The sequence below is a fragment of the Curtobacterium sp. MCBA15_001 genome (assembly GCF_001864835.1).
GTDB lineage: Bacteria > Actinomycetota > Actinomycetes > Actinomycetales > Microbacteriaceae > Curtobacterium.
In genome coordinates, this window is the sequence record NZ_MJGI01000022.1 from 17,482 (window position 1) to 40,254 (window position 22,773).

The window sequence follows — 22,773 nt, forward strand, 5'->3', positions numbered from 1 at the left end:
GGTGTGGTCTAATCCTTCCATTGCTGGTAGGACCAGTGAACCACCCAGAAGGGATGAACATGGACCAGAACGAGAACGAGACCGTCCACCTGACGCTCGCCGAGACTGCGAAGCGCCTGCGCAAGTCGCAGGCCGGCATCCGATACATGATCCAGACGGGAACCGGGCCGCGCAGCGGGCTCATCGGCGGGCGTCGGATGTTCCGTGCCGCCGACGTCGAGGCGTACATCGCGAGCCAATTCGAGACGGCCTCCGCATGACCGCGTCGACGTACGACGGGCGGGTGCGTGACCGTGACCCGGACACCTCCTGGGCAGCAGCCGACCAGCAGAGCGACGGGAAGACGTCCCAGGTGGTCGCGACGATCCGTGTCCTGCTCGGTTCGCGTGGCCCGCTGACGCACGAGGAGCTGGTCGACGCGTACGCCGAGTACGGAGCCGAGAAGCCGTGGGTCAAGACCGTTACCGCGCAGAGCATCCGCACACGCACCGCGGAGATGCACCGTCGTGCGGAGGTAAGAGACACAGGGCAGCGGCGCCCCACGAAGGCCGGCGGGTCCGCGGCCGTGTGGGAGCTCGTACCCATCGGCGAGGAGCACGAGGCGACCGCATGACCACCACAACGAAGAACGCCCCCGAAGCCGGCCAGGGCTTCGAGGGCAGCGACCAGAACCCTTGAGAGGAACCGATCATGAGCAAGCGTACGACCACCATTGCGCCGACCACCGACATCTACCGCCGAGCCTGCCCAGTCGAACGCATCACGGGCGCCCGGAGAGCGACGGCTGGACGGACCGTGTACGCGTGGAGCGTCGACGGCAGACCAGGTGTCGTGCTGTCCACGGACCCGTGGGTCGCCGGGGTGAAGCACTCCGTCGGCGACCGGTACCGGAACGATGACACCGGCGAGGTGGTGACTACCGAGGGCACGTTCGTCGTCGATGGCACGGAGGACGGCGTCGCGTATCTCCGCATGACGGGGGAGATCCCGTGCGAGCGGCACCGCTGGTGCACCGGGCACTCAATCGCCTGGGCCGACGACGAGCCCCAAGTCAGTGGCCTGCACGTCGGCGACTTCGTCGAGGAACACCGCTTCGGCACCGACGTCGCGCTCGAGGTCGCCCGGTCGGCGGAGGGCGACGGTCCGGCCACGTTCGAGCTGCGCCTCACAGAAGGCACGGAGCCGCTGAGCGGTGACGCCCTGGTCGGGTTCGCTGAAGAGCTCGCTGCCGTCGCGGCGCAACTGCGCGCGCTGGTGAACTGACCGACCGGATTGGCCATGAGTGACACTCTCAGCAAGAAACTGGGCCTGGGACGTCGGGCAGCGAGCTGCGCGGCCCTCGGAGGGCGACGCTGGCGACAGGGTTGCGTTGAAGCCGGGGGAGAAGTTGGTGCTCCTCTGCATCGCGGAGCACGAGAACGCCGAAGAGGGCTACGCGTACCCGTCATACGAGCGGATCGCGCAGCGCACGGGGTTGAGCGTGCGGAGCGTGCAGGAGCACGTGAAGACCCTCGAGTTCACGGGGGCGTTCAAGATAGAGCGTCGGCGCAGGCGCGACGGGCAGTACTACCGGCACCTGTACCTGTTGAACGTGCCGGACGAGTACCGCAGCGCGGATCCGGCGTGGACCGGGCAGCAGCCGTACTGAGGTCCACCGGCAGTTTCTGCCGCTGGGCCACCGGCAGTTCTCGCATTCACCGTCGGCAGTTTCTGCCGGTAGCCATCGGCAGTTCTCGCGCATCCCGTCGGCGAGAACTGCCACCTATCAGTCACAGGAACCAGTTACTCCTACCAGTGACAGCTGACTACCGCACTTCGCTGACGCGAAGGGCGGGATCGGGGGTCACACAGCTGTGACGGTCGACGACAAGCACCCGACGGAGCGTGATGCGCTCGAGGCCGAGACGGATCGCTGGATCGCCTTCTACCGAGAGCATCCCGAGCTCAAGGCTCAACACGCCGAACGGTCCCGCGTCTATTCGTTCCCGAACCCTGCGTCGGGCCGAAGCGCTCACCGCCCCTCTCCGGAGTGATCGCAGCACAAACCAGACCCACATGCGCGGGGGCTGGGATCGTCCGTCTCAGCCCCCGCGCGGTACCCACACGACGATGAAAGGCAAGCACCATGACCACCGGAGGCATGTTCAACCCGGACCCCAACCCCGTGAAGCGGGAAGCCGAAGCCCGGCGCATCGTCGCGCAGCAGCACGCGGAACGAGAAGCAGCGGAGACAGCCGAACGCGTGAAGCTAGACCAGCAGCTCGACAAGGTGCGGGCCAAGCTCGCCGAACTGAAGAGACGCACGGAGGGTAAGCCATGACGGCCTCGCGCGCGCACGCGCGTGCGCGGCAGCCACGTGAACGTTGCACCGCGGACAGTGGGGGTGGCGATGGTGTTTCCTCCTGAGCCGCGGGACTACTCCCGGCCCGACGGTGCCGTGGTGGTACCGCAGCGGGTGGCAGCCCCGCTCATCCGACTACTGACCATCGGCGTGGTCGAGGGCCGAAGCCGGGGCGTCTCGGTGAACGAGGACATGGTGCGAGTGCTTGATGCGCTGCAGGAGGCTGCGGCCCGGGCGGATGTTGCCCGTTCCGTCCACGGAACCAGCCGTGGCGGGGAGGTCACGCTGAGTGGGCGGCAGGAGTTCCTGACCGTGGCCGAGGCGGCTGCGGTGCGGGGGTGTTCCACGAGGGCGATCACGAAGGCGATCGCGAGTGGGCGGCTCCCGGCGGAACGCCACGGTCACTCGTGGTGGATCGGTGCCGCGGACCTTGACCAGTACCGATACGGACGGAGCCGCGCATGACCGGAACGACGGAGCTCGTCACCGACGCTGATCTGCTGTCGGCGCGCACCGACGCCGAGGTGGCGCAGAGCCTCCTCCGGTTCGCGGAACGTCAGGTCGAACTGACCACCCTCACCCTCGAAAGAAGGACCCACGTCATGACCATCACCCACAGCATCGACGTCGCACCGGCGTCACTGAACCGCATCGCGAAGAAGCTGCGCCGCAACCTCGAAGCGACCCTCGACGCGCACGAGAGCGCCCGAGCCGGCCTCGACTCGGAGGGGAAGGCCGCCGAGGTCGCCGCTGTCCTCGAGGATGCCCGCTCGAGCGCGCTCGGCATCCGCACGGGTATCACCCACGAGATACGCGAGGCGGAACGGCTGGGCCTCGCCGCAGGCATCGACTTCGACGACGCCCGCAAGCCGGTGGAGGCGACGATCGACCGCATCCTCGCTGTGCAGACCTTCGACGACGCCGACGCGCTGGTCGCGTCGCTGAGCGAGTAGGAGACGAGCCATGCCGTTCGACGCCAAAGGCAACTGGGTTGCCTTCCTCTCCGCCGCCGACCAGCGCGAGATCGCCGATCGCCAGGAACAGGCTCGACTCCGCGCGTCTCTGGCAGCCCTCGGTCGCATCACCGACCCGTGCGTACACGTCGGAGACCCTGCGGCACGGGCACGAGCAGCGCTCACGGGCCTGTATCGGACCGCGGAGACGCTTCTGCCGAACTTCGGCGCGATCCGCGCCTACGAAGACCCCAACGTCCTGCATGACGCACAGGAAGCCGAGCGTGGGGCTCGGCTGAGCTCCCTGCAGAAGGCGCTGGACCACCGGGCTACTCAGCTCAAGGAGCACGCGGTCGGCGCGCTCGAATCCGCGGCGATCCTCGCTGAGAAGCACCGGCCGAAGCTGGACCCCGACAACATGGCGCAGCTGATCCGCACCGACCAGGCGTGGAACAACTTCATCCGTCCGCAGCTCGAGTCCGGCAAGTCATGGCCCGACATCATGAAGAACCTCGACAGCGACGCGCTCCTCGCCGTACAGCGGTACGCACCCGCTTACGAGACGGCGAGGTCCGACCGGAAGACAGAGCACCAGCTCCCTGCCACGCTCGCCGGCATCGAACGGATGACGCAGCAGCGCCTCATCGCGGTCACGCCCGAGGGTGAGGCGCGCGACGCGCTGCAGCAGCACGTCGACGTGCAGCGCATGCACGACGCCGTGATGGTTTCGGCGGAGCAGTTCAAGCGGCTCGGCACACCCGACGTGCCACGCAACGAGGTCGTCGCAGGCACACAGCTCGGCGTGAAGCACCTCACCTACGAGGCAGGCGCCGAACTCGGCGACGGTTCGGACTGACCCGTTGCCCGCTCAGCGCTTCACAGCCGACGACGCCGTTCGCGCCCGAGCCCTGTTCGACCAGGGGCTCGGGTGCAACGCGATCGCGCGCGAGCTCGGGTTCTCGGCGGCCCGGATCTCAAGGTGGGCGAAGAGTGAGGGGCTGGCGTTCGACCGGGCGCAAACGGCAGTGGCTACCACCGCGAAGGTCCGTTCCTTACAGGAACGACGCGCGACGCTGGTCGACCGGCTGTACACGCGAGCCGAGCGCATCCTCGATCGGCTCGAGGAGGGCGACGGCGGCAAGTTCCGTGCCCTCGTGCGCGGTGAGGGCGGCTCCGAGCATGACGAGACGCTGGACTTCATTCCGACGCAGGCAGAACGCGACCTGACGGCGGCGGTGTCCGGCTACCTCACCACTTCGGCGAAGCTCATCCTTCAAGACCCGTCAGAGGGCCTGACGGAAGCGCACTCGCTGCTCGACACGCTCGCGGCAGGATTCGCTGCGGCCGCGGTGAACTACGATCCCGCCGCCGGCAACGCGCTCGGCGACGCGTCCTGACCGCCGGGGTTGTTGCGTTCACGGTTACGCGGCGGCCCCGGCTCAACACTGCCGGGAGTCGTCGTCGTGGGGACGGACGGCTCCCGATGTCCCGGGCCATCGCATTCGCGGGTGCGCGGCGTCCCCGGATCCGACCGCCCGGGGCGTGATCCAAGGACGGTGCGGTCCAGACGCTCGTGTCGGCGGAGAAAGATACGATGTCCGCAGCGCCACCCACATGGCGTGCAGAAGTGCCGAACCTGAACGAAAACGGGACTTCGTTGTAGGTTTCGTCAACCGGACCTCGCTTGTGCATGTAGCGACACGGCACAACTACCGGATGCACAACCGACCTGTGTACTGTGCGGAACATGTCCGACACGACTGATTTCGCCATCCTCGCGCAGTCCATCGGGGAGAACAGTGTTTCGTACATCGGGAAGGAAAACCTCCGGGCTCTGTCCGTTGAGGTGAACCCCATCACGATGGAAGCCGAGATCGAGATCGTTCTCCGTGATGCGCACGAGGCGCACCGTCGCGCTGCTCTCGAGGCGCTTCGCGAGGTGGAAGAGCTGTTCTGGGACGAGATCGTGATCGGACACAACTTCGTGGGCGAGCTTCATGCGCACGACCGCGCAACGGCGGACGCGCGACGACAGTTCCAGTACGCATGACCTCGAAGGCGTTGGACACGGCTGAGAAGTGTGTTCAGCGGGCCGACGCCTTCGTGCTCACCGGTCAGAGCCTCCACGACGTGGGGGATGAGTGGGCGGTCGTCTGCTACTTCTACGCGAGCTACCACCTCATGCGTGCCGCCTTTATCGGTGACACGATCTTCGACTCGGTGGCTCGTCTCAGCGCCGTCGACAGCCGCTTCACACTCGCAGATCGCTTCGTTGCGATGCACCGAGGTCGCAAGGGCGACAGGGAGCGCAAGCCGGGTGTCAACGACATCGTGAGCAAGCTCTACCCGCAGATCTCCTTCGAGTACCTCGAGCTTCACCAGTGGAGCGTCAACGTTCGCTACAACGAGGGCCTCGAGCCATCGGCGTCGATCGCTGACGCGAAGCTCTACTACGAGCGCATCCGCAGCGCGTTCGACGCTGGAACGCTGAAGGCGAAGTAGCAGCCCAGGGCGGCTCATCCACGAGCACACGCTGAGTCACGCGGAGGGGCGATGGCGGCGTACTCGTCTACCTCGACTGCCGCTTCGCCTTGACGCGCGCGACCCGTGCCGGACCCTGGAAGACCTCACTGAGGACCTCCGCCATCAGCGCAAGGATCTCTTCAGCGTCAGTCTCGTCGATGGGGACGTCGATGTCGCCGTGGGCCATCTCGTTCCCAGCGAAGCGGACCTCATGCGCGAGTTCGGCGATGTCGGGCCGGATGAGATCCGCTTCTCGCATCCCGTTGATCTTCGCGGCGAGGGTCTTCCCCTCGATTCCCTTGGCTTTTGCCGTTGCCTCGACCACGGTCCGGGCCATGAGGACGGCCGCCATCTGGTTGCCGACAGAGCGGCTCGAGTAGGCCTCCTTTGCTGCGCGAGCGATCGCCGGTGGGACGTCCAGTACCTCTGGGCTCTCCGCGGACAGGGGCAACCAGCTAATCTCCTCCGCGCGTCCCACTGCTTCCACCACCGACCCAAGGCTTGTAGTCGCGTGAGTACCGCCGTAGCCCGTGATCGCCTCACCCTGAGCCTCGCCGGCCAGGATCCGTCCGCAGTTGTCGCAGGTAGAAGCAACTCGCACGCTGGTGGCTTGGTCGTACACCTGCCCCCACTGAATCGTGGTGTGGGTGTGCTTCTCGCAGTATGGGCAGAGCGTCGACGTGGTGGCCATGCGGTCATCCTCGCGCAGTTCCGCTCTCGAAACCACGGCGACGGCACCCGTCAACCTGGGAGGACCGCCGCCTTCATTACTGCTCGCTCTCGAGATCGGGCGCGGTCGCATGCGGCCGGAAGCCGCGGGCGGTCTCCCGTACTTGCGTGGCGATCAAGCGTCGGTATGCCTTAGGGCTCGCCATCGCCGCGAGATGCTCGGCGCGCTCTGCGGTCCTCCGGGACCCGGCGGCGTTCTGACGGTCGGCCAGGTGGCGGAACTCAGTCCCGATGAGGAGCGCGAGCTGAGCATCCTCGCCTTGGTCAATCAGAATTTCATGGAGCCAACGTTTGGCTCGTTCGGATCCACGGGTACCGAGCGAGGGTGAGGAGCGGCGGGGGCATCCGCCTTCCGGGGTTCGGATTCTGACGCCGACACCAACCCGCCGCGGATGTCTCGCACCTCGTCGGTGAGGGTGCGGATCGCGTTCCGGAGCACGACGAGTGCTTCGCTCTCCGGGCCGTCGTAGATCACGTCGTCGAGTTCGTCGAGCGTGGTGAGAACGCGGTCGAGCCGGTCGTCAGAATCACCGACGTTCTCACCGAACCCCTGTACGAGTTTGCCTGCCATGACACGAATGTACGTCGGTTCCGCTCCCGGAACCAGGGTGAGCGACCCCGTCAGGCTGGGAGCACGATCACGCGCGCGCATTCCCCAGGTGCACCGCCCGCCTCCTGAGGAGCCTCATGCCCGTCTCACAGAACAGCGCCGACGATGAGTGACACCGAGATCGGTGGGATCACCGGATTCCTCCGCCTGGACGACTCCGACTGGGACCGGAAGATCCAGAAGGTCAAGCGGCAGGCCCGCGAGCTCGGCGCGATTGACCCGGACATCCGCGTCGACGTCGACACCGCCCGCGCCGAGGAGCAGCTCGCCGTCCTCTCGGCCGCCGTGCGCGCGGTCGGTGCGGAGTCCGTCACAGTCGACGTCAACGTTGCCCAGCACACCTCCGGCACCGGCGGGGCCGCCGCGGCCAGTGCGCAGGCCGTCGCCGCGTCCGAAGCAATCGAAGCGGCCGACCGTGACACCGAGCGTTCCGCTGAGGACTCGGTCGCAGCCCGCACCGCACTCGCTGCCGCGTACACGCGAGCGGTAGCCGCCGCGTCCGGTGCTGCTGTCGCCGAGGAGGCCCTCAGCGAGGCGCAGGACGGGAGCACTCGGTCTGCCGAGGAGTCCGCTGCAGCGCAGGCGTCTCTGGCAGCTGCACGGCAGGCGTCGGAGCTCGCGACGCGTCGTGCGACGGTCGCGCAGATGCGTCTCGACGAGGTGCTCGGGAACCCGCAGTCCTCCGCGGTCCGCGTCGCCGCCGCTCGGCTCACTGCAGACGCATCGCTGGCTCAGGCCGCCGCCGCCCACCGCGCCGCGAACGCTGAGGGTGAGCTCTCGGACGAGCAGGCGCGCGCCGCGGTCAGCGCTCAGGTCCTCGCCGGCGCGCAGGAGCTCGCCGCCGGGGCCACGGACTCCGCTGCTGAGGGGCAGAAGCGAGCGATTCCGGTCGCCGGGTGGCTCGCAACGGCCATCGGTGCCGCGGTCGCGATCCTCCCCGCAGCGACGAGCGCCGCCGTCGCCTACAGCGGCGCGCTCGTTGGCATGGCCGGCGCGGGTGTCCTCGCGATCGTCGGTGCGAACCAGGCGATCAAGTCGGGCACCGAGGTTGGGCAGCGGTACTCCGCCGTCCTCACGAACCTCGGCGCTGACCTCGACACCCTGTCGAACACCGGTGCCGTAAGCATGCTCCGCCAGTTCGAGCAGGCTGAGCGGTCCGTGACGGGGAACCTGCCCGGCCTCAACGACCTCGTGCGCGAGCTCGGCACGTCGGCGGGGAACGCTGGCAACGACATCGTGAGCGGTGTCGTCGGCGCGCTCCTCGTCGCCCGGCCCCTGTTCGTGCAGGTCGAGGACGTCGTCGAGGGCGGGGCACGGACCTTCCGGCAGTGGGCCACGTCCACGACCGGGTTCCGGCAGTTCGTCACCGACGCGTCGCACGACCTCCCTCAGGTCAACGCGGCCATCGGGTCGCTAGTCGGCGGCGTCGTGAACCTCGTTGGCGCGTTCCGGCCTGCCGGACCCGTGATCCTCGACGTCGTCGAAGGTGTCGGCAATCTGCTAACAATCACGTCTCGGCTGGGTCCCGTCCTGCCGGCGATCGGCATCGCTGCTGGTGCGGCGTTCGTGGGCTTCCAGGTGTGGAAGGGCGCGCAGGTCATCCTCGCTGGTGTCGACACCGCTGCGACGGCGACCGTGGCGACGTGGAACCGCGTGACTGGCGCTCAGACCGCGGCCGCGGTGTCGGCGACTGCGAACGCTGCGGCGACCGTCGCGGAAGGTGAGGCGGCGGCAGGTGCTGCCGTCACGACGACGGTCCTCGGTGGGGCGATCAACTTCATGATGGGCCCGCTCGGATGGGTCATCGGTGGGCTTACTGGCCTGGCCGCGGTCATGGGTGTGGTCATGGTCGCGACGCAGAGCAACACGAAGGCGGCAGCCGACTACTCGTCCGCCCTGATCCAGGACAACGACGCTATCGGCGAGCACACCACCAAGCTCGCCGCGCAGCAGCTGCAGCAGGCCGGCGTGATGGACACGGCGAAGCGCTATGGCCTCACCCTCACCGACCTGACCTCGGCCGCGACCGGCAACGCGGACGCCACGGATCAGATCAACAGGGTGCTCGACGCCCAGGAGGCGAAGCTGCGTAAGAGTGCCACGGCACAGGCGCAGGCAGGTGGCGCCTTCGCGGGCGCTACGGGCGCAGCGTCGAAGCAGCTCGACGCTCTCCGGGAACTTCGCGATCAGCTCGACACCACCTCCGAAGCGATTGCCAAGGAGAAGAAGTCGCTCGACGACGCGAACTCCGCGTCGGCTGGCGCAGCGAACGCGGCGAAGTCGCAGGCCGACGCGTACGGCATGACGACGTCGGCGTACCGGGATGCGACGTCCGCGGCGAAGGAGCAGGCGGCGCAGACGAAGGCCACGACCGAGGCCATGCAGCTCGAGAACGACGCTGCCGGGCTCCTGTCGAACGCGCTCACCCTGCTCAACGGTGGGGCGCTGTCGGTCGCTCAGGCGCAGACCGGGGTCGCGTCCGCCATCAACCAGACGAAGGACGCGTTCAAGGACAGCAAGAACGCGATCGACGGCAACTCCGAGGCGGCGGTCAAGAACCAGCAGGCGATCCAGCAGCAGGTGTCGGCCGCGCAGCAGATGGCGGACGCTCAGGCGAAGGCCACCGGCTCCACGCAGGCCGGCGTCGACGCCTACAAGCAGTCGAAGGCGGCCCTCGAGGACGCCCTCCGCGCGCAGGGGAACCTGACCCCCGCCGTGCAGGCGTACATCGACAAGCTCTACGACATCGACAACCTCAAGGTGAAGCCGACCGCGCTCGAGGTCGACACGGCGCAGGCGGACTTCGGGATCGCGGCGATCAAGCAGTCGATCGCGTCGGTGCCGGACAAGCACGACACCAAGGCGCAGGCGCTCGTCGACGAGGCGAAGGCGAAGCTGCGGGACCTGACGGCGAACATCGAGTCGGTGCCCGTGGCGAAGCGGACCGAGATGCAGGCGTCGATCGCGGACGCTCAGCGGCAGCTCGTGATCCTGCAGGCGCAGATCGACGGGATGCACGGGAAGACGCTGACGATCACCCAGAAGACGGTCCTCGTGCAGGAGGCCGTCAACTCGGGCGCTGCTCGAGGTGTAGCCGGCGCGGCGTTCAACGCGCACGGCGGCACCGCGGGTGTCGACGGGTGGCGGGCGGTACAGCGCTTCGCTCAGGGCGGCACGGGCGGGTCGGTGTCGGGCACGGGGTCGGCGTTCTCGGACAAGGTCCGGACGTTCCTCTCTCCCGGGGAGGAGGTCGTGAACGCGTTCGCTGCCGGGTACCCGGGTGCGCGGCCGATCATCAAGGCGATCAACGCGGACCCGGCGAACGCCCTGCAGGCCCTCGGCTCGCAGAAGCAGCAGCCGACGGACGACCGGCCGATCTACATGGACGGATCGCTGTTCGGGATGCTCCGCGAGATGGCTAACGGAGAAGCTCGCATCGTCCTCCGCCAGGAGAACGCCCGGCGCAAGCTCAAGCTTGGTGCGGGGCAGCAGTCAGGGGGACTGTGACGCTCGAGCCCCGCTTCACAGTCGGCCGTCGAACTCCTCAAGGTCGCCAGCAAGCTCGCACCGTGCCATCTCGTCGCGAAGCGCGCCAACCCAGATGTCGCGGTCCAGGTGCCGGTCGAAGGCACTCCTAGCGATGTCGGCTGCCTCCACTGCGAGTTGCGCGAGCGCGTCGGGCCCCTCGCCGAGCAGTACCGCGTTCATGAGCACCTGCGCCTCGTCCTGGCCTTCCTTGCCCTTCGCTACGGAGATGACGAGCTGGCAGGCGAGGGCACGGAGGGCGAGCTGCGTGCTCGGCGTCAGGGCGGACATACAGTCAGTCTGCCGGCGACCGGTGACACGGCCCTACGGCTGTGTGCGTAGCTCCTCCAACCAGCGGAGGCCGTCCTCGCGTGTGACGATCGGCTTCCGGCCGGCCGGTGTGGGGTAGCGGGCGAGGAGCTCGCCACGGTCGATCGCTTTCTTCACCGTCGTGACCGACAGGCACACGGCGTCAGCGAACGCCGGCAGCGAATACGCGAGCCGTTCTGGCGGTGCGACGGGTAATGGCTGCGCTGCGGCGAACAGCTCGGCGGCCGTCATCCCGAGGGCGAACGCGATGCTCGTCGCGTCCATCACGAGGAGCGGCGCCTCACCGTGGAGGACTTGCTCGAGCCGACCCAGAGGGATCCTCGCCGCCTCAGCGAGTGCGCTGGTGGGCGTGCGGGACCGGTGCAGTCGAGTGACGATGTTGCGGAGGACCGGGTCCGGTGGTGCCGTCATCCGCCGAGTCTGAGCCGCCTTCACGGGGTGAGGAGACGCTGAGTGCAGGCCGAAGCGACGAGGCTCTCACATGAGACATCGCAGATGTCAGAAGGGACCAGCCTCGTGTCGCATCTGACGGAACGCCGATTCCGGAGCGCTCGGCGTGTCGGACAACGCGCGGACCGCGTCGCGCCAGACCCACGCGCACTCGGCGGCCTGCCCGAAGCCCCACTCGACGAGGACCGCCCGGTCCGTCCAGGCGAGCACACAAGCCTCGACCTCGAGCGTCCGGTCGGGGAACTGCACCCAGGCGAGCACTGGGTCGGGCTCGGCGAGGTCCACCTCGGGACCGCCGCGTGCCGCCTCGGGTAGCGACAGAGCCGGCCCGAGGGCCCACCTGTCTCGCCGCCGTCGTGCCATGCGCGGCACCGTACTGGCAGCGGCCGACGCCGGTCAGACGCTCACGAGGTCTCGCAGGTCGACGCCAAGCGCGCGAGCGACAGCGGCGATCTCGCCAAGACGGAACGCTGCAGGATCGCGCAGGCGCCGCGAGAGCGTGGCGATCGGCATGCCGGTCTCGGCGGCGAGCCATGCCTGCGTCTGACGGCGTCGCGCGAGCTGGGCGAGGATCTCGTCGCCCAGGGCCGAACCGGCACTACGACGGTCGGCCGGGTCGCCGGCCCGAAGGAGCGGCTGACTCTCAGCGTCCGGCGCGACGACGCGCTCGAGCTCCTCACGGACGACGCGGCGGATGATCCCCTCGATGTCGGTCACGGGCACTCGGCGTTGCAGCGTGCGCACACCCTGTGTTCGGGGACGTGCGGATCTCGCGGACCCCCGTCGTCTATGCCCGGCTTCACCCAGATGTGCACGCACTCGGTCATGTGCCCATCGTGGCGAGTCCGCAGCTAGTCCGCAAAAGCTCCATCATCTGGCTGTCATCCGCACTCACTGACCGCCGCTACTTGCGCATGAATTCGGGCCTCGCATGACCCGACAACACCCCACATCACGTGCGCACGATTACGCGATGTACTCCACCGGCGACGGGCGGAAGGCCGACGGGCTCGTCATGTACCTGGCCGACGGTGCCGCGCCCGCCGGTGTCGGCGCTCCGGGGACCGGCCTCGGCTACACCTGCGTGCCGAGGGACAACCAGGGGAACGGGCCGTGCGGCGTCGCGGGGATCCCCGGCGGGTTCGCCGCGGTCGCACTCGACCGCTACGGCAACTTCTCCCAGCCGATCAACGGAAGCGGTCCCGGCCCGACCCCGGACGCGGTGGTCGTCCGCGGCTCGGGCGACGGCCTGGTCGGCTACCGCTACGTGGCCGGTGCTCCGGCACCCGGTGGTGTCGCCAGCGCCGGGGCCACGCCGCGCACGGTCCGGGTCAGCCTGGTCCCCGGCGCCGCCGGAGAGCTCTTCGCCACGGTCCGGCTCGAGGACCACGGCACCATGCGGACCGTCCTCGACCGGGTCCCGCTCCACGGCGACGGCCAGGCACCGCTGCCGGACACGCTCCGACTCGGGTTCGCGGGTGCGACCGGTTCGTACGTCGACGTACACGAGATCGACGCACTCCGCGTCTGGCAGCCCGCGGACCTGCGTGTCGAGCACACCCTGCCGCCCGCCACCGCCGGAGCGCCGTTGGCCTACACGGTCACGGCATCGAACGTCGGCGTCAACGACTCCACCCCGAGCCCGCTGACCGTGGACGTCCCGGACGCCCTGCACGACGTGCACTGGTCGTGCAGCACGCCGGACACCTGCGGCGACGCATCGGGCACCGGCGACGTGGCCACCGACCTGACCCTGCCCCGCGGCGCCGTGGCACGGATCGAGGTCCGGGGCACCGTCGACCCTGCCGCCACCGGCACGCTCGACAGCCGGGCGACGATCGCGACCGCCCCGCACCTCGCCGACATCGACGAACGCGACAACGTCTCCGTCGCCAGCGCCCCGGTCCGGGCCGAGGCGCAGCTCGGCACCGACAAGTCCGTGTCACCGTCCACCGGCGTCCGTCCGGGCGATGACCTGGAGTACACCGTCACCGCGGTGAACCACGGTCCGGCGGTCGCACACGAGGTCACGGTGGTCGACGACCTGCCGACACCGCTCGCGTTCGTGGGCAGTGACGACGACTGCACGGCCGAGGGGCAGCACGTGACGTGTCGCCTGACGGGGGACCTCGCCCCCGACGGCACCGCCGCGTTCCGGTTCCACGCCCGACTCGACCCGGCCTACCGCGGCGACGGCTCGGACGTCGTGAACACCGCGACCGCGTCGTCGCCGACGGACCCGGACGGCGGCGACCCTTCGCCGGGTGTCGACATCGCGGTCGTGGACCCGGACGGCCCATCGCCCTCGCCGACACCGACCGCCGCCCCGACCGCCCCGCCGACGCCCGGCGCCGCGGGGCACGCCACGACCGGGAGCGGTGGCGGAGCCGGCTCGAACGGGCAGCACGGGCCGCTCGCGTACACGGGTACCGAGGGGCTGACGGTCCTCGCCACCGTGGGGACGGTGCTCCTGCTGGCGGGTGCCGGGCTCGTCTGGGCGCTCCGTCGCCGGACGCGGACGACGCCGCGCAGCGGACCGGTCGAGTGAGGCGCACCTGGGCAGCCGGCCGGCACGGGGTCGGCTGCCCAGGTCGGAGCATCCTCAGTTCCGCGGCCCCGACGAACGATCCACACGGAGAGGGCACATGCGCGGCGGCGGTAGGATCGATGACACGATCCGCATGCTGTGAAAGAGGTTTCGTGTCCGACTCCGTCGCCGACGCACACCAGCGCGCGCGGTACTGGCCGATCCCCGTCCTCCGGGCCGTCCCGGCTGCCGTGATCGCGCTCGTCATCACCTTCTCGTCCAACCACGCCGCCGGCTACGGCCTGCTGCTGTTCGGGGTGTTCGCGGTCGTCGAGGGCATCGTCCTCGGCGTCGGCAGCGCCACGCGGCTGCGCGACGACCCGCGCTCGCGGCGGACCGCCCTGGCGCAGTCCGTCATCACCGTGGTCGCCGGCATCGTGGCGATCGCGTGCAACGGCTTCGGGCTCACGGCATTCATCGCGGTGCTGGTGGTGTTCGCCGTCCTGACCGGGGCGCTCGAGCTCGCGCAGGGCCTCCGTGCCCGACGCCGGTCGCCGTTCGCCCGCGACTGGATGACCATCGGCGGACTCACCCTGCTGCTCGCGGTGGCCTTCCTGGTCACACCGCCCGACTACTCGCAGCAGCTCGGCGGCATCGAGCGGGTCTCCGGCACCCTGGACGCCTCGGTCGTCCTGGTGGGCCTGCTCGGCGCCTACTTCGCCATCGCGGCGGTCTTCCACGTGATCGCCGGCCTCTCGCACAAGTGGGGGACCGTCGCTCCGGCGCCGTCCCCGGACGGAGCACCACACGCATGACCACCCCCAGCCGTCGTGACCGCCTGCGCCCGGCCGAGCTCCTCGGGATCTCCGCGATCGTCGCGGTCTTCGTCGGGCTCGTCGTGCTCTTCTCCACGAGAGAGGTGACGCTGTCCCTGATCTTCCTCGGCGTCGCGTTCATCGTCGTGGTGGTCGTGCTGGCCATGCTGCAGCTCGCGTCGACCAGCGACCAGGACGACAACGACATGCTCGGCGGACACAAGACCCCTGGTGAAGGAGACGGCGACGGCTTCCACTGACGTCCGGCGCCCGTCCCAGGGCGCGCGGGAGCTCCCGGCGCGGTACCGCCATCGCTACCTGATCCTCGCGGTCTGCTGCATGAGCCTGTTCATCGTCTCGATGGACGCCACCGTGGTGAACGTCGCGCTGCCGTCGATCGGCCGCGAGCTCGGCAGCACGATCTCCGGGCTGCAGTGGACGATCGACGCCTACACGCTCGTCCTCGCCAGCCTGCTCCTGCTGTCCGGGTCCACCGCGGACCGGATCGGACGGCGGCGGACGTTCCAGATCGGCCTGGCGTTGTTCTCGGTCGGCTCGCTGCTGTGCTCGCTTGCGCCGTCGGTCGGCTGGCTCGTGGTGTTCCGGATGGTGCAGGCCGTCGGTGGCTCGATGATGAACCCCGTCGCGATGTCGATCATCACGGCGACGTTCGACGACGCCAAGGAGCGCGCGAAGGCCGTCGGCGTCTGGGGTGCGGTGGTCGGCGTCTCGATGGGCCTCGGGCCGCTGGTCGGCGGCGCCCTCACCGACACGGTCGGGTGGCGGGCCATCTTCTGGATCAACGTGCCGATCGGTGTCGCGGCCATCGTCCTGACGGCGCTGTTCGTCCCGGAGTCGCGGTCGCCGAAGCCCCGGCGGCTCGACCCGCTCGGGCAGGGCATCGTCATCGTGCTCCTCGCCACCCTGGTCGGCGGACTGATCGAGGGACCCCGGCTCGGCTGGACCTCGGTCGGGACGCTCGGGCTGTTCGTCGTCGCCGCTGCCGCCCTCGTCCTGCTCGTGGTGGTGGAGGGACGCCGTCAGGAACCGCTGATCGACGTCCGCTTCTTCCGGAGCATCCCGTTCTCGTCCGCCGTCGTCACCGCGGTCGTGGCCTTCGGGGCGAACGGTGCCTTCCTCTTCCTCAACGCGCTCTACCTGCAAGAGGTCCGCGGCATGACCCCGTTCCAGGCCGGCCTCTGGACGCTGCCCGCGGCCGTCGCGACCATGCTCGTGTCGCCGCTGTCCGGTCGGCTCGTGGCGTCCGTCGGCACCCGTGTCCCGCTCGTGCTCGCGGGCGTGGGCATCCTCGGCGCGGGGCTGGTCCTGACGACGATCGACGCCCACACGCCCATGCTCGTCCTGGTCGCGGCGTTCGTGCTGTTCGGCTTCGGGTTCGGCATGGTCAACGCGCCGATCACCAACACCGCGGTGTCGGGCATGCCCCGGGCGCAGGCGGGTTCCGCTGCGGCCGTCGCGTCGACGAGTCGGCAGACCGGGGTGTCGCTCGGCGTCGCGCTGGCCGGCACCGTCACCGGCGCGAGCGCGGTGGCGAGCGTCGGTGCCGACTTCGCGGTGGCCACGCACGCGATGTGGTGGATCGTCGTCGGGATCGGCGCCGCGATCGTCGTCGTCGGGTTCGTGACGTCCTCGGCGGTGGCGCGGCGCTCGGCTGACCGGGTCGCGCCCCTGCTCGACGCCTGACCCGAGGCGCGTAATCTTCGAGAACCACGGAAGCGCCCAAAGGACCCTGCTTCGGAAGGTCTAGCGATCGTGGTCCCTCGCAGGCTTCGTGGTCGGTCAGCAACAAGGGGGGTGGTGCGAACATCGGCGCGCCGTCTCGAAGTCAGCTGAGACGACGCCGACATGCAAAGATCGATTCAATCAAAAGCTGAAGGGCCAACATGCTGACCAGATTGAAGGTCGAACACTACCGGTGCTTCGACGAGATCGAGCTGAAGCTTCGTGCGGCCGACAACCCTGGCGGGGGGTGGAATATCCTCGTGGGCGAGAATGGCACGGGTAAGTCGAGCCTGTTGCAAGCGATAGTCTTTGCCTTGATGGATCCCCGGCCACTGACGGCTCTGAACAACTCTCCCTGGGTGATGGTGCGACAGGGTTCACCAGAAGGCACGACTGCTTCGTTGAGCGTGAACGTCGGGCCCGATCATGAGTTCAGGAAAACTGTTTCCAATCGTCGTGGGTCGTACGTCGAGCAGGCCACCACGAGTTCGGTCGAACTGCCCTTGCTGCTAGCATTTTCTGCTCGTCGACGAATCGCTAACCCTGGCGAGTTGCCAGAAAGTGAGAACTTTGAGGTAGAGCGGGTTCGGGGGCTCTTCGATCCGAATCTTCCTTTACTCGCCCACGACGCGTTTGCACAATTTACATCAAAGAATGAGCGCCGTAATTTTGCTCGAGTGGTCAGGGACGTCATCACCCACGAGCTGGAGAGTTCTGGAGAGCACATGTTTCCACTCGTGGATGCTGTTGAACTCCGAGGAAACGGTGGCGTGACGACCAACGCACAACTCCTGGAGCAGGAGCGCTTTGGCCTGCGGTATGGAAACAATTATCAGGCCAAGGTCGCAGTACAGGACCTCAGTGACGGCTATCAAGCCATGCTTACGATCGTGCTTGAAATTCTCACCCAAGCGGCGCTTCATTCTGGCGTCGTTCCGAAGCCTGGCGAACTCAATGCGATCATCCTGATCGACGAGATTGAGGCCCACCTTCACCCTCGTTGGCAACGCAGTGTGGTTCCCCTCCTTCGCGAAGTATTTCCAGAGTGTCAATTCATCGTTACTACGCACTCACCTCTCGTCGTAGGGAGCGCCGAACCAGGTGAAGTGCAGGTTCTGACCGTAGCCGCCGACGGCGACGTCAAAGTTGACTTGCTTGATGAGCGACTTCAAGCGCTCGATGCTGACGAGATTTATGACGCTGTATTTGGCGTGCCGCGCGCAAGCAATGATGAGTACATAGAACGCGAGCGCCTATTTGCGCAATCGAAGGCGATGGGGGTTGACCCCGATCCTGAAATTGCCGCCCTTTTGCAGGCCGCGTGGGACGGGCGAAAGAGGCTCATCGACAATGATTAGACTGGATCGATCAGGGCTCACTCCCACGTCGATTCTGCTCGCGGCCCAGAATCGCCTCTCGACGCTTTCCGACGATCACGCGCGGGACGTCCCTCAGGAGCGCTCCGCCGCAGCAGCGTGGCTTTCGATGCGATCCGCTCTGGAAGCCGCGCAGGCGGGGAAGTGTGGATGGTGCGAGTCGCTGCTCGACGAGCGAGCTGTCGAAGTTGATCACATCCGACCGAAAGGGCGAGCCCTCTACTGGTGGCTCGCTTTCGAATTGTCGAATCTGCTTGTCGCTTGCCGGTCGTGCAACAACCTGAAGTGGAATCGGTGGCCGCTCGTACGCGGTGCGGCCCGCTTGACACCGCGGCAGAACCTGCCGGAGGCGACTGAGCGGTCAGCCGTTGTTGACCCGACTCGGGAAGATCCGCAACCCCATCTTCAGTTCGTCAATCTGGGAGGCGTGTGGCGGTATGCGGCTCTGTCGCCCCGGGGACTTGAGACCATCCGCGTCCTTTCGCTCGATCGAGATAGACTTTCTCGTAAGCTTTCCGATCACGTGAACTTGATCGTTGCTCCTCGCCTGGCCAAATTGAAGGCCGCGCTTGACTCTGAGGATTTTGACGAATGGACCGCCCTCCGAGCAGAACCGTCTAGTCTGTGTGGGAGGGAGTCTCCATACTCGGCGATTACGAAACAGCTCGTCGTAGAAGCGTTCTTATAAAATGGACCGGGTCGCACCCCTGCTCGACGCCTGACCCGACAGGCGGCGAGGCGCGTGAGCGGCCAAGCCGCTCAGGTCCGCGCAGCCACGATGTGCTGCGCCAGGGTCCGCACCGCCCGTGTCGGCTCGACGTCGCCCCGCATCGCGAGTCCGACCCGCAGGGGCTCCACCGCGTCGGTGAGCTCGAGCACGACCCCGTCGTGGGGCACCCCGGCGTCCGGTACCACCCCGATCCCGAGACCCGCTGCCGCGAACCGCACCACCGCGGGCATGTCGTTCATCTCCGCCACGATGCGACGGCGGATGCCGAGCCGCTCGCACGCCTGGTCCAGGATCAGCCGGTTGCCGAACCCGTGTGCGGTGTCGATGAAGGACTCGTCGGCCAGGTCGGCGAGGGAGACCGAGGCCCGATCGGCCAGCGGGTGGTCCGACGCCAGGAACACGCGGAAGGGCATCTCGCGCAACGGCTCCACGACGATGCCCTGCGGCACGGTCGGCAGCCCCGAGTACGCCAGGTCGAGCCGGCCCGATGCCAGGTCCTGCACCAGTCCGGTCGTCCCCGACGGCGAGGTCATCAGCTCCACCGTCACCAGCGGGTGCCGCTCGCGGAAGGTCCGGAGCACCCCGGTCAGGTCGACCACGTCCATGCTCGTGAAGATGCCGAGCCGCACCCGGCCGCGCAGGTCGGCGTCGTCGGAGCTCGCCAGGTCCCGCATCCGGTCGAGCGACGCCAGCACGGCGCGGGCGTGGGGGAGCAGGTCCTCGCCCGCGGCGGTGAGCACGAGCTGCCGTCCGGTCCTGTCGAAGAGCCGCACGCCGAACGTCCGCTCCAGGCTCGCCAACCCGGCCGACACCGTCGACTGCGCCGCCCAGAGCCGTTCGGCCGCACGGGTGACACTGCCCTCCGCCGCGACGGCCACGAACTGTTCGAGCAGACGGGTCTCCATCCCGACATCATCGACCAGATCGATAGCGCACATCAAGAGCATCCGTTGGACTCGATGCTCCGGACGGACGATCATCGGAGCATGTCCTCGACCACGCACCAGCCCACCGCGTCCACCAGCGACGCCGTCGCACCAGCCCCGCGCGGGCGACCGGCGCACACCCGCCGCCGGCACGACGTCGGGTTCTGGGCGGTCGGGTTCGCGTTCCTGACGGTGATGGCCTTCGCGACCGTCCCCGCCCCGCTGTACGTCATCTACCAAGCGCGCGACGGCTTCCCGACGTTCACGACCACGGTCGTCTTCGCGGCGTACGGCGTCGGCGTCGTCGGGTCGCTCTGGCTCGCCGGACACCTCAGCGACGTGCACGGGCGCAAGCCGCTCATCCTCGTGTCCATCGCCCTCGAACTCGTCGCCGCCGCGCTGTTCCTGGTCTGGAACGACGTCAGCGGGCTGGTGGTCGCGCGGCTCGTCACCGGCCTCGGCATCGGCACCCTGACCGCGACGGCCACGGCCCACCTCGGCGAGCTGCGGGTGCGGGCGACGGGTGACGAGGACTCTGCGAAGGGGGCCAGCGTCGTCGCGGGCGTCGTCAACCTCGGCGGCCTGTCGCTCGGAGCGCTGGTCGGTGGCGCGCTCGCCGAGTTCGTCGGCCGTCCGCTCCTGGTGCCGTACGCGGTGTTCGTGGTCGCGCTCGCGGTCGCCTTCGTGGTGGTCCTCGTCGCCCCGGAGACCGTCGACCGTCCCGAGCAGCCCGTGCCCTACCGGCCCCAGCGCATCCAGGCGCCGGCCGGCAAGACCGCGGCGTTCTGGGCTGCCGGCACCGGTGCGTTCGCTGCGCTCGCGGTGCAGGGCCTGTTCACCTCGGTCGCGCCGACGTTCCTCGGCACCACGTTCCACGTCACCGACCGGCTCGCCGCCGGTGCGACCACCTTCGGGGTCTTCGCCGCGAGCGCGCTCTCGCAGGTCGTCTTCGCCCGCCTGGCACCGCGCACGCAGATCCGGCTCGGCATGGTCCTGCTCGTCGGTGGGCTCGCGGTGCTCGCCGTGTCGGCCGTCGTGCTGCAGGTCGCCGGCTTCATCGGCGGAGGCGTCGTCGCGGGCGCCGGTGTCGGCCTGCTGTTCCGGGCGTCCATCGGCAGCGCCGGAGCACTGGCGGACCCCGACCAGCGCGGCGGTGTCCTGGCCGCGGTGTTCCTCATCGCCTACGCCGGGTTGACGGTGCCCGTGGTCGCGGTCGGCGCGGCGCTCCTGGTGCTCCCGACGCTCCCCGTCCTGATCGGGTACGTGGTGCTCGTCTCCGTCCTGGCCGTCGTGGCCGGGATCCGACTGGCCGCGCGCGCCTGAGGTCCCCGAGCCTCCCGGCCGGCCGGGAGGCCCCGCTCGCCTCCGGCATACTGGCCGCATGCCGTCCCGCCGCAACCGATCCGTCCTGACCGGGCTGGCCGCGCTCGTCGCGGCCGGGCTGGTGGCCGGCGGGTTCGCGCTGACCGCACAGCAGCGGACGGACGACCCGGTGCTCGCGTCGTCGGTGCCCACCGCTCGGGCGACCGCGGACGGCGTCGTGGTGATCGACCTCCGGGGGCCGGACCTGCCGGGGGCGAGCGTCCTCGACCGCTGTGACACCAGCAGCCGCGCGGACGTGGCACGGTACGACACCACTGCGCTCGGCGACGTCGTCCTGCAGTGCGGCACGAACAGCCAGGGCTACGAACACATCCGCGTGCGGCACACCGCGGACTGGCAGGACGTGCTCGGAGGCCGGGGCGACCGCGACTGGGACGACGCGATGCTGACCGCTGTGCAGACCGCGCTGACGGACCCGCGACCGGGCTTCCCGCGGGACGCCGGGGACGGCAAGGTCTGCTACGCGGCGGCGATGCGGTTCGACGACGACTCGACTCCGGCGCCGGACGGCTTCGTGAAGGTCATCGTGTCGCGTACCACCGACCGGGTCATCACCGCCTACCCGACCCGCACCGACGACTGCTGACGGGGCGGCGCGCGACCAGTCGGCCCGCGCTCGCCGACCCGCGCCGCCGACCCGCGCCGCCGACCCGCGCTCGCCGACCCGCGCTCGCCGACCCGCGCCGCCGACTCCGTACGACACCGCCGTTGTCGTACGACGTCGGACCTGTCGCATCCCTCGCAGCGCTGCAGCCCGCGCGACGAAGCCGCTGTCGTACGACAGCGGGCATGTCGTTCCGAGTCGGCACGCCGATCCGCCACCGCACGCACCCGCCACCGCACGCACCCGCCGCCGCCCCGCGTTACGCGTGCACGTCGTGCTCGTGCCGCTGGTGCGACGCGGGCTCGAGCTGGAACGTGGAGTGCTCGACCGGCACGTCGAAGTGCTCCGCCACGCACCGCTGCAGCTCGTCGAGGATCGCCGGGGCGTGCGCCGTCGTGAAGCAGTGGTCGTCCACCACCACGTGCGCGGTCAGGTTGGGCACCCCGGTGGCGACGAGCGTGGCGTGCAGGTCGTGCACCGCGATCACGTGGTCGAGCTCGAGGATGTGGAACCGCACGTCCTCGAGGTCGAGCCCGGGCGGCGTCGACTCGAGCAGCACGTTCGCGGTCTCGCGCAGCAGCCGGACGGCCCTCGGCAGGATCAGCCCGCCGATCACGAGCGCCGCGACCGAGTCCGCCCGCTCCCACCCGGTGAGCGCCAGGACGACGGCCGCGGCGATGACGGCCACGGAGCCCAGGGTGTCGTTGAGCACCTCGAGGCGGGCGGCCCGCGAGGTGAAGTTCTCGCCCGAGGCCCGCATCAGCACCGCGTAGGCGACGAGGTTCCCGACGAGTCCGATGACGCCGAACACGAGCAGCGGCCCGGCGTGGATCTCGGCGGGGACGAACAGGCGCTGGATCGCCGACACGATGACGAACACCCCGACGGCGAGCAGGATCGCCGCCTGCGCCGTCGCCCCCAGGACCTCGGCCCGCTGGAAGCCCCACGTGCGCTGCGAGGTCGGGGAGCGCCGAGCCAGCCGCGTGGCCACGAGCCCGATGCCGATCCCGCCGGTGTCGACCACCATGTGCCCGGCGTCGACCAGCAGCGCGAGGGACCCGGTCACGACGGCGCCGACGACCTCGGCGAGGAGGATCGTCGCCGAGATGCAGAACGCCACGAGCAACGCGCGCTCGTTCGCGCCGGCGTGCCCGTGCGCGTGGTCGTGTCCCATGCGCCCAATCGTAGGGACCCGGACCGACGGCGTG

Annotated in this window: 28 protein-coding genes; 20 read left to right on the top strand and 8 right to left on the bottom strand. The window is 69.0% G+C overall.

All coding sequences use genetic code 11. From position 1 onward, the window contains the following. Positions 1 to 59: 59 nt before the first annotated feature. From BIU90_RS08575 to BIU90_RS08625, 11 genes are all read left to right on the top strand, one after another. A complete protein-coding gene (locus BIU90_RS08575; RefSeq protein WP_071299966.1) occupies positions 60 to 260 on the top strand; it encodes a helix-turn-helix domain-containing protein in 201 nt (66 codons plus the stop codon). After that, entirely contained in the window at positions 257 to 613 is a 357-nt protein-coding gene (locus tag BIU90_RS08580; RefSeq protein WP_071299824.1) for a hypothetical protein, read from the top strand. The genes BIU90_RS08575 and BIU90_RS08580 overlap by 4 nt, the downstream gene beginning before the upstream one ends. A 77-nt stretch (positions 614 to 690) precedes the next feature. Then, positions 691 to 1,263, top strand: coding sequence for a hypothetical protein (locus tag BIU90_RS08585; RefSeq protein WP_139195189.1), 573 nt, complete (start codon positions 691 to 693; stop codon positions 1,261 to 1,263). Between the two features lie 19 nt (positions 1,264 to 1,282). Next, positions 1,283 to 1,648 (top strand): helix-turn-helix domain-containing protein, encoded by a 366-nt coding sequence (locus BIU90_RS08590; RefSeq protein ID WP_071299826.1) that lies wholly within the window; start codon positions 1,283 to 1,285, stop codon positions 1,646 to 1,648. Positions 1,649 to 2,125: 477 nt separating this feature from the next. Further along, complete coding sequence (locus BIU90_RS08595; protein ID WP_139195190.1) at positions 2,126 to 2,320, top strand: hypothetical protein; 195 nt, start codon at positions 2,126 to 2,128, stop codon at positions 2,318 to 2,320. Positions 2,321 to 2,533: 213 nt separating this feature from the next. Next, positions 2,534 to 2,806, top strand: coding sequence for an excisionase family DNA-binding protein (locus BIU90_RS19235; protein ID WP_368086276.1), 273 nt, complete (start codon positions 2,534 to 2,536; stop codon positions 2,804 to 2,806). Next, complete coding sequence (locus BIU90_RS08605) at positions 2,803 to 3,294, top strand: hypothetical protein (protein WP_071299829.1); 492 nt, start codon at positions 2,803 to 2,805, stop codon at positions 3,292 to 3,294. The genes BIU90_RS19235 and BIU90_RS08605 overlap by 4 nt, the downstream gene beginning before the upstream one ends. A 10-nt stretch (positions 3,295 to 3,304) precedes the next feature. Next, positions 3,305 to 4,150 carry a hypothetical protein gene (locus BIU90_RS08610; RefSeq protein ID WP_071299830.1) on the top strand — a complete coding sequence of 282 codons (846 nt, stop codon included), beginning with the start codon at positions 3,305 to 3,307 and terminating at the stop codon, positions 4,148 to 4,150. Positions 4,151 to 4,319: 169 nt separating this feature from the next. After that, the gene (locus BIU90_RS08615; RefSeq protein ID WP_175470167.1) at positions 4,320 to 4,691 is read left to right on the top strand and encodes a hypothetical protein; all 372 of its coding nucleotides are present in this window, start codon (positions 4,320 to 4,322) and stop codon (positions 4,689 to 4,691) included. Between the two features lie 350 nt (positions 4,692 to 5,041). After that, positions 5,042 to 5,344 (top strand): hypothetical protein, encoded by a 303-nt coding sequence (locus BIU90_RS08620; RefSeq protein ID WP_071299832.1) that lies wholly within the window; start codon positions 5,042 to 5,044, stop codon positions 5,342 to 5,344. Further along, positions 5,341 to 5,796, top strand: coding sequence for a hypothetical protein (locus BIU90_RS08625; RefSeq protein ID WP_071299833.1), 456 nt, complete (start codon positions 5,341 to 5,343; stop codon positions 5,794 to 5,796). The genes BIU90_RS08620 and BIU90_RS08625 overlap by 4 nt, the downstream gene beginning before the upstream one ends. Positions 5,797 to 5,863: 67 nt before the next feature. Here the strand turns inward: BIU90_RS08625 and BIU90_RS17875 are convergent, their stop codons facing one another. Both BIU90_RS17875 and BIU90_RS08635 read right to left on the bottom strand, forming a co-directional pair. Then, on the bottom strand, positions 5,864 to 6,508 hold the full coding sequence (locus tag BIU90_RS17875) for a DUF4145 domain-containing protein (protein ID WP_175470168.1): 645 nt from the start codon (positions 6,506 to 6,508) through the stop codon (positions 5,864 to 5,866). A gap of 306 nt (positions 6,509 to 6,814) precedes the next feature. Then, positions 6,815 to 7,117 (bottom strand): hypothetical protein, encoded by a 303-nt coding sequence (locus BIU90_RS08635; protein ID WP_071299834.1) that lies wholly within the window; start codon positions 7,115 to 7,117, stop codon positions 6,815 to 6,817. A gap of 144 nt (positions 7,118 to 7,261) precedes the next feature. Between BIU90_RS08635 and BIU90_RS08640 the strand changes: the two genes are divergently transcribed. Next, entirely contained in the window at positions 7,262 to 10,663 is a 3,402-nt protein-coding gene (locus BIU90_RS08640; RefSeq protein WP_071299835.1) for a hypothetical protein, read from the top strand. Between the two features lie 15 nt (positions 10,664 to 10,678). Here the strand turns inward: BIU90_RS08640 and BIU90_RS08645 are convergent, their stop codons facing one another. The 4 genes from BIU90_RS08645 to BIU90_RS08660 form a co-directional block, all read right to left on the bottom strand. Further along, positions 10,679 to 10,972 (bottom strand): hypothetical protein, encoded by a 294-nt coding sequence (locus BIU90_RS08645; RefSeq protein ID WP_071299836.1) that lies wholly within the window; start codon positions 10,970 to 10,972, stop codon positions 10,679 to 10,681. A gap of 33 nt (positions 10,973 to 11,005) precedes the next feature. Then, positions 11,006 to 11,422 carry a hypothetical protein gene (locus BIU90_RS19005; protein WP_254786986.1) on the bottom strand — a complete coding sequence of 139 codons (417 nt, stop codon included), beginning with the start codon at positions 11,420 to 11,422 and terminating at the stop codon, positions 11,006 to 11,008. An 87-nt stretch (positions 11,423 to 11,509) separates the two neighbouring features. Then, positions 11,510 to 11,824 carry a hypothetical protein gene (locus BIU90_RS08655; protein ID WP_139195192.1) on the bottom strand — a complete coding sequence of 105 codons (315 nt, stop codon included), beginning with the start codon at positions 11,822 to 11,824 and terminating at the stop codon, positions 11,510 to 11,512. A 33-nt stretch (positions 11,825 to 11,857) separates the two neighbouring features. Further along, positions 11,858 to 12,178: a helix-turn-helix transcriptional regulator gene (locus BIU90_RS08660; protein ID WP_071299838.1), complete on the bottom strand. Its 321-nt coding sequence runs from the start codon at positions 12,176 to 12,178 to the stop codon at positions 11,858 to 11,860. 256 nt (positions 12,179 to 12,434) lie between these two features. On the opposite strand from BIU90_RS08660, the gene BIU90_RS08665 reads away from it, so the two are divergent. The 6 genes from BIU90_RS08665 (at position 12,435) to BIU90_RS19240 (ending at position 18,610) form a co-directional block, all read left to right on the top strand. Further along, positions 12,435 to 14,009, top strand: coding sequence for a DUF11 domain-containing protein (locus BIU90_RS08665; protein WP_071299839.1), 1,575 nt, complete (start codon positions 12,435 to 12,437; stop codon positions 14,007 to 14,009). A gap of 152 nt (positions 14,010 to 14,161) precedes the next feature. Then, positions 14,162 to 14,803, top strand: coding sequence for a DUF308 domain-containing protein (locus BIU90_RS08670; protein ID WP_071299840.1), 642 nt, complete (start codon positions 14,162 to 14,164; stop codon positions 14,801 to 14,803). Then, positions 14,800 to 15,063 carry a hypothetical protein gene (locus BIU90_RS08675; RefSeq protein ID WP_071299841.1) on the top strand — a complete coding sequence of 88 codons (264 nt, stop codon included), beginning with the start codon at positions 14,800 to 14,802 and terminating at the stop codon, positions 15,061 to 15,063. Before BIU90_RS08670 ends, BIU90_RS08675 begins: the two co-directional genes overlap by 4 nt. Positions 15,064 to 15,124: 61 nt before the next feature. Continuing rightward, a complete protein-coding gene (locus BIU90_RS08680; RefSeq protein WP_083403833.1) occupies positions 15,125 to 16,507 on the top strand; it encodes a DHA2 family efflux MFS transporter permease subunit in 1,383 nt (460 codons plus the stop codon). A 200-nt stretch (positions 16,508 to 16,707) separates the two neighbouring features. Further along, positions 16,708 to 17,904, top strand: a complete 1,197-nt coding sequence (locus tag BIU90_RS17880) for an AAA family ATPase (RefSeq protein ID WP_083403812.1) — start codon at positions 16,708 to 16,710, stop codon at positions 17,902 to 17,904. Between the two features lie 127 nt (positions 17,905 to 18,031). After that, positions 18,032 to 18,610 carry an HNH endonuclease gene (locus BIU90_RS19240; RefSeq protein WP_175470169.1) on the top strand — a complete coding sequence of 193 codons (579 nt, stop codon included), beginning with the start codon at positions 18,032 to 18,034 and terminating at the stop codon, positions 18,608 to 18,610. A 71-nt stretch (positions 18,611 to 18,681) separates the two neighbouring features. Here BIU90_RS19240 and BIU90_RS08690 read toward each other — a convergent pair whose 3' ends face one another. After that, the gene (locus BIU90_RS08690) at positions 18,682 to 19,557 is read right to left on the bottom strand and encodes a LysR family transcriptional regulator (RefSeq protein WP_071299843.1); all 876 of its coding nucleotides are present in this window, start codon (positions 19,555 to 19,557) and stop codon (positions 18,682 to 18,684) included. An 81-nt stretch (positions 19,558 to 19,638) separates the two neighbouring features. On the opposite strand from BIU90_RS08690, the gene BIU90_RS08695 reads away from it, so the two are divergent. Continuing rightward, entirely contained in the window at positions 19,639 to 20,901 is a 1,263-nt protein-coding gene (locus BIU90_RS08695; protein WP_071299844.1) for an MFS transporter, read from the top strand. Between the two features lie 58 nt (positions 20,902 to 20,959). Continuing rightward, positions 20,960 to 21,547, top strand: coding sequence for a hypothetical protein (locus tag BIU90_RS08700; protein WP_071299845.1), 588 nt, complete (start codon positions 20,960 to 20,962; stop codon positions 21,545 to 21,547). 277 nt (positions 21,548 to 21,824) lie between these two features. Here BIU90_RS08700 and BIU90_RS08705 read toward each other — a convergent pair whose 3' ends face one another. Beyond that, on the bottom strand, positions 21,825 to 22,739 hold the full coding sequence (locus tag BIU90_RS08705; protein ID WP_071299846.1) for a cation diffusion facilitator family transporter: 915 nt from the start codon (positions 22,737 to 22,739) through the stop codon (positions 21,825 to 21,827). Positions 22,740 to 22,773 lie beyond the last annotated feature (34 nt).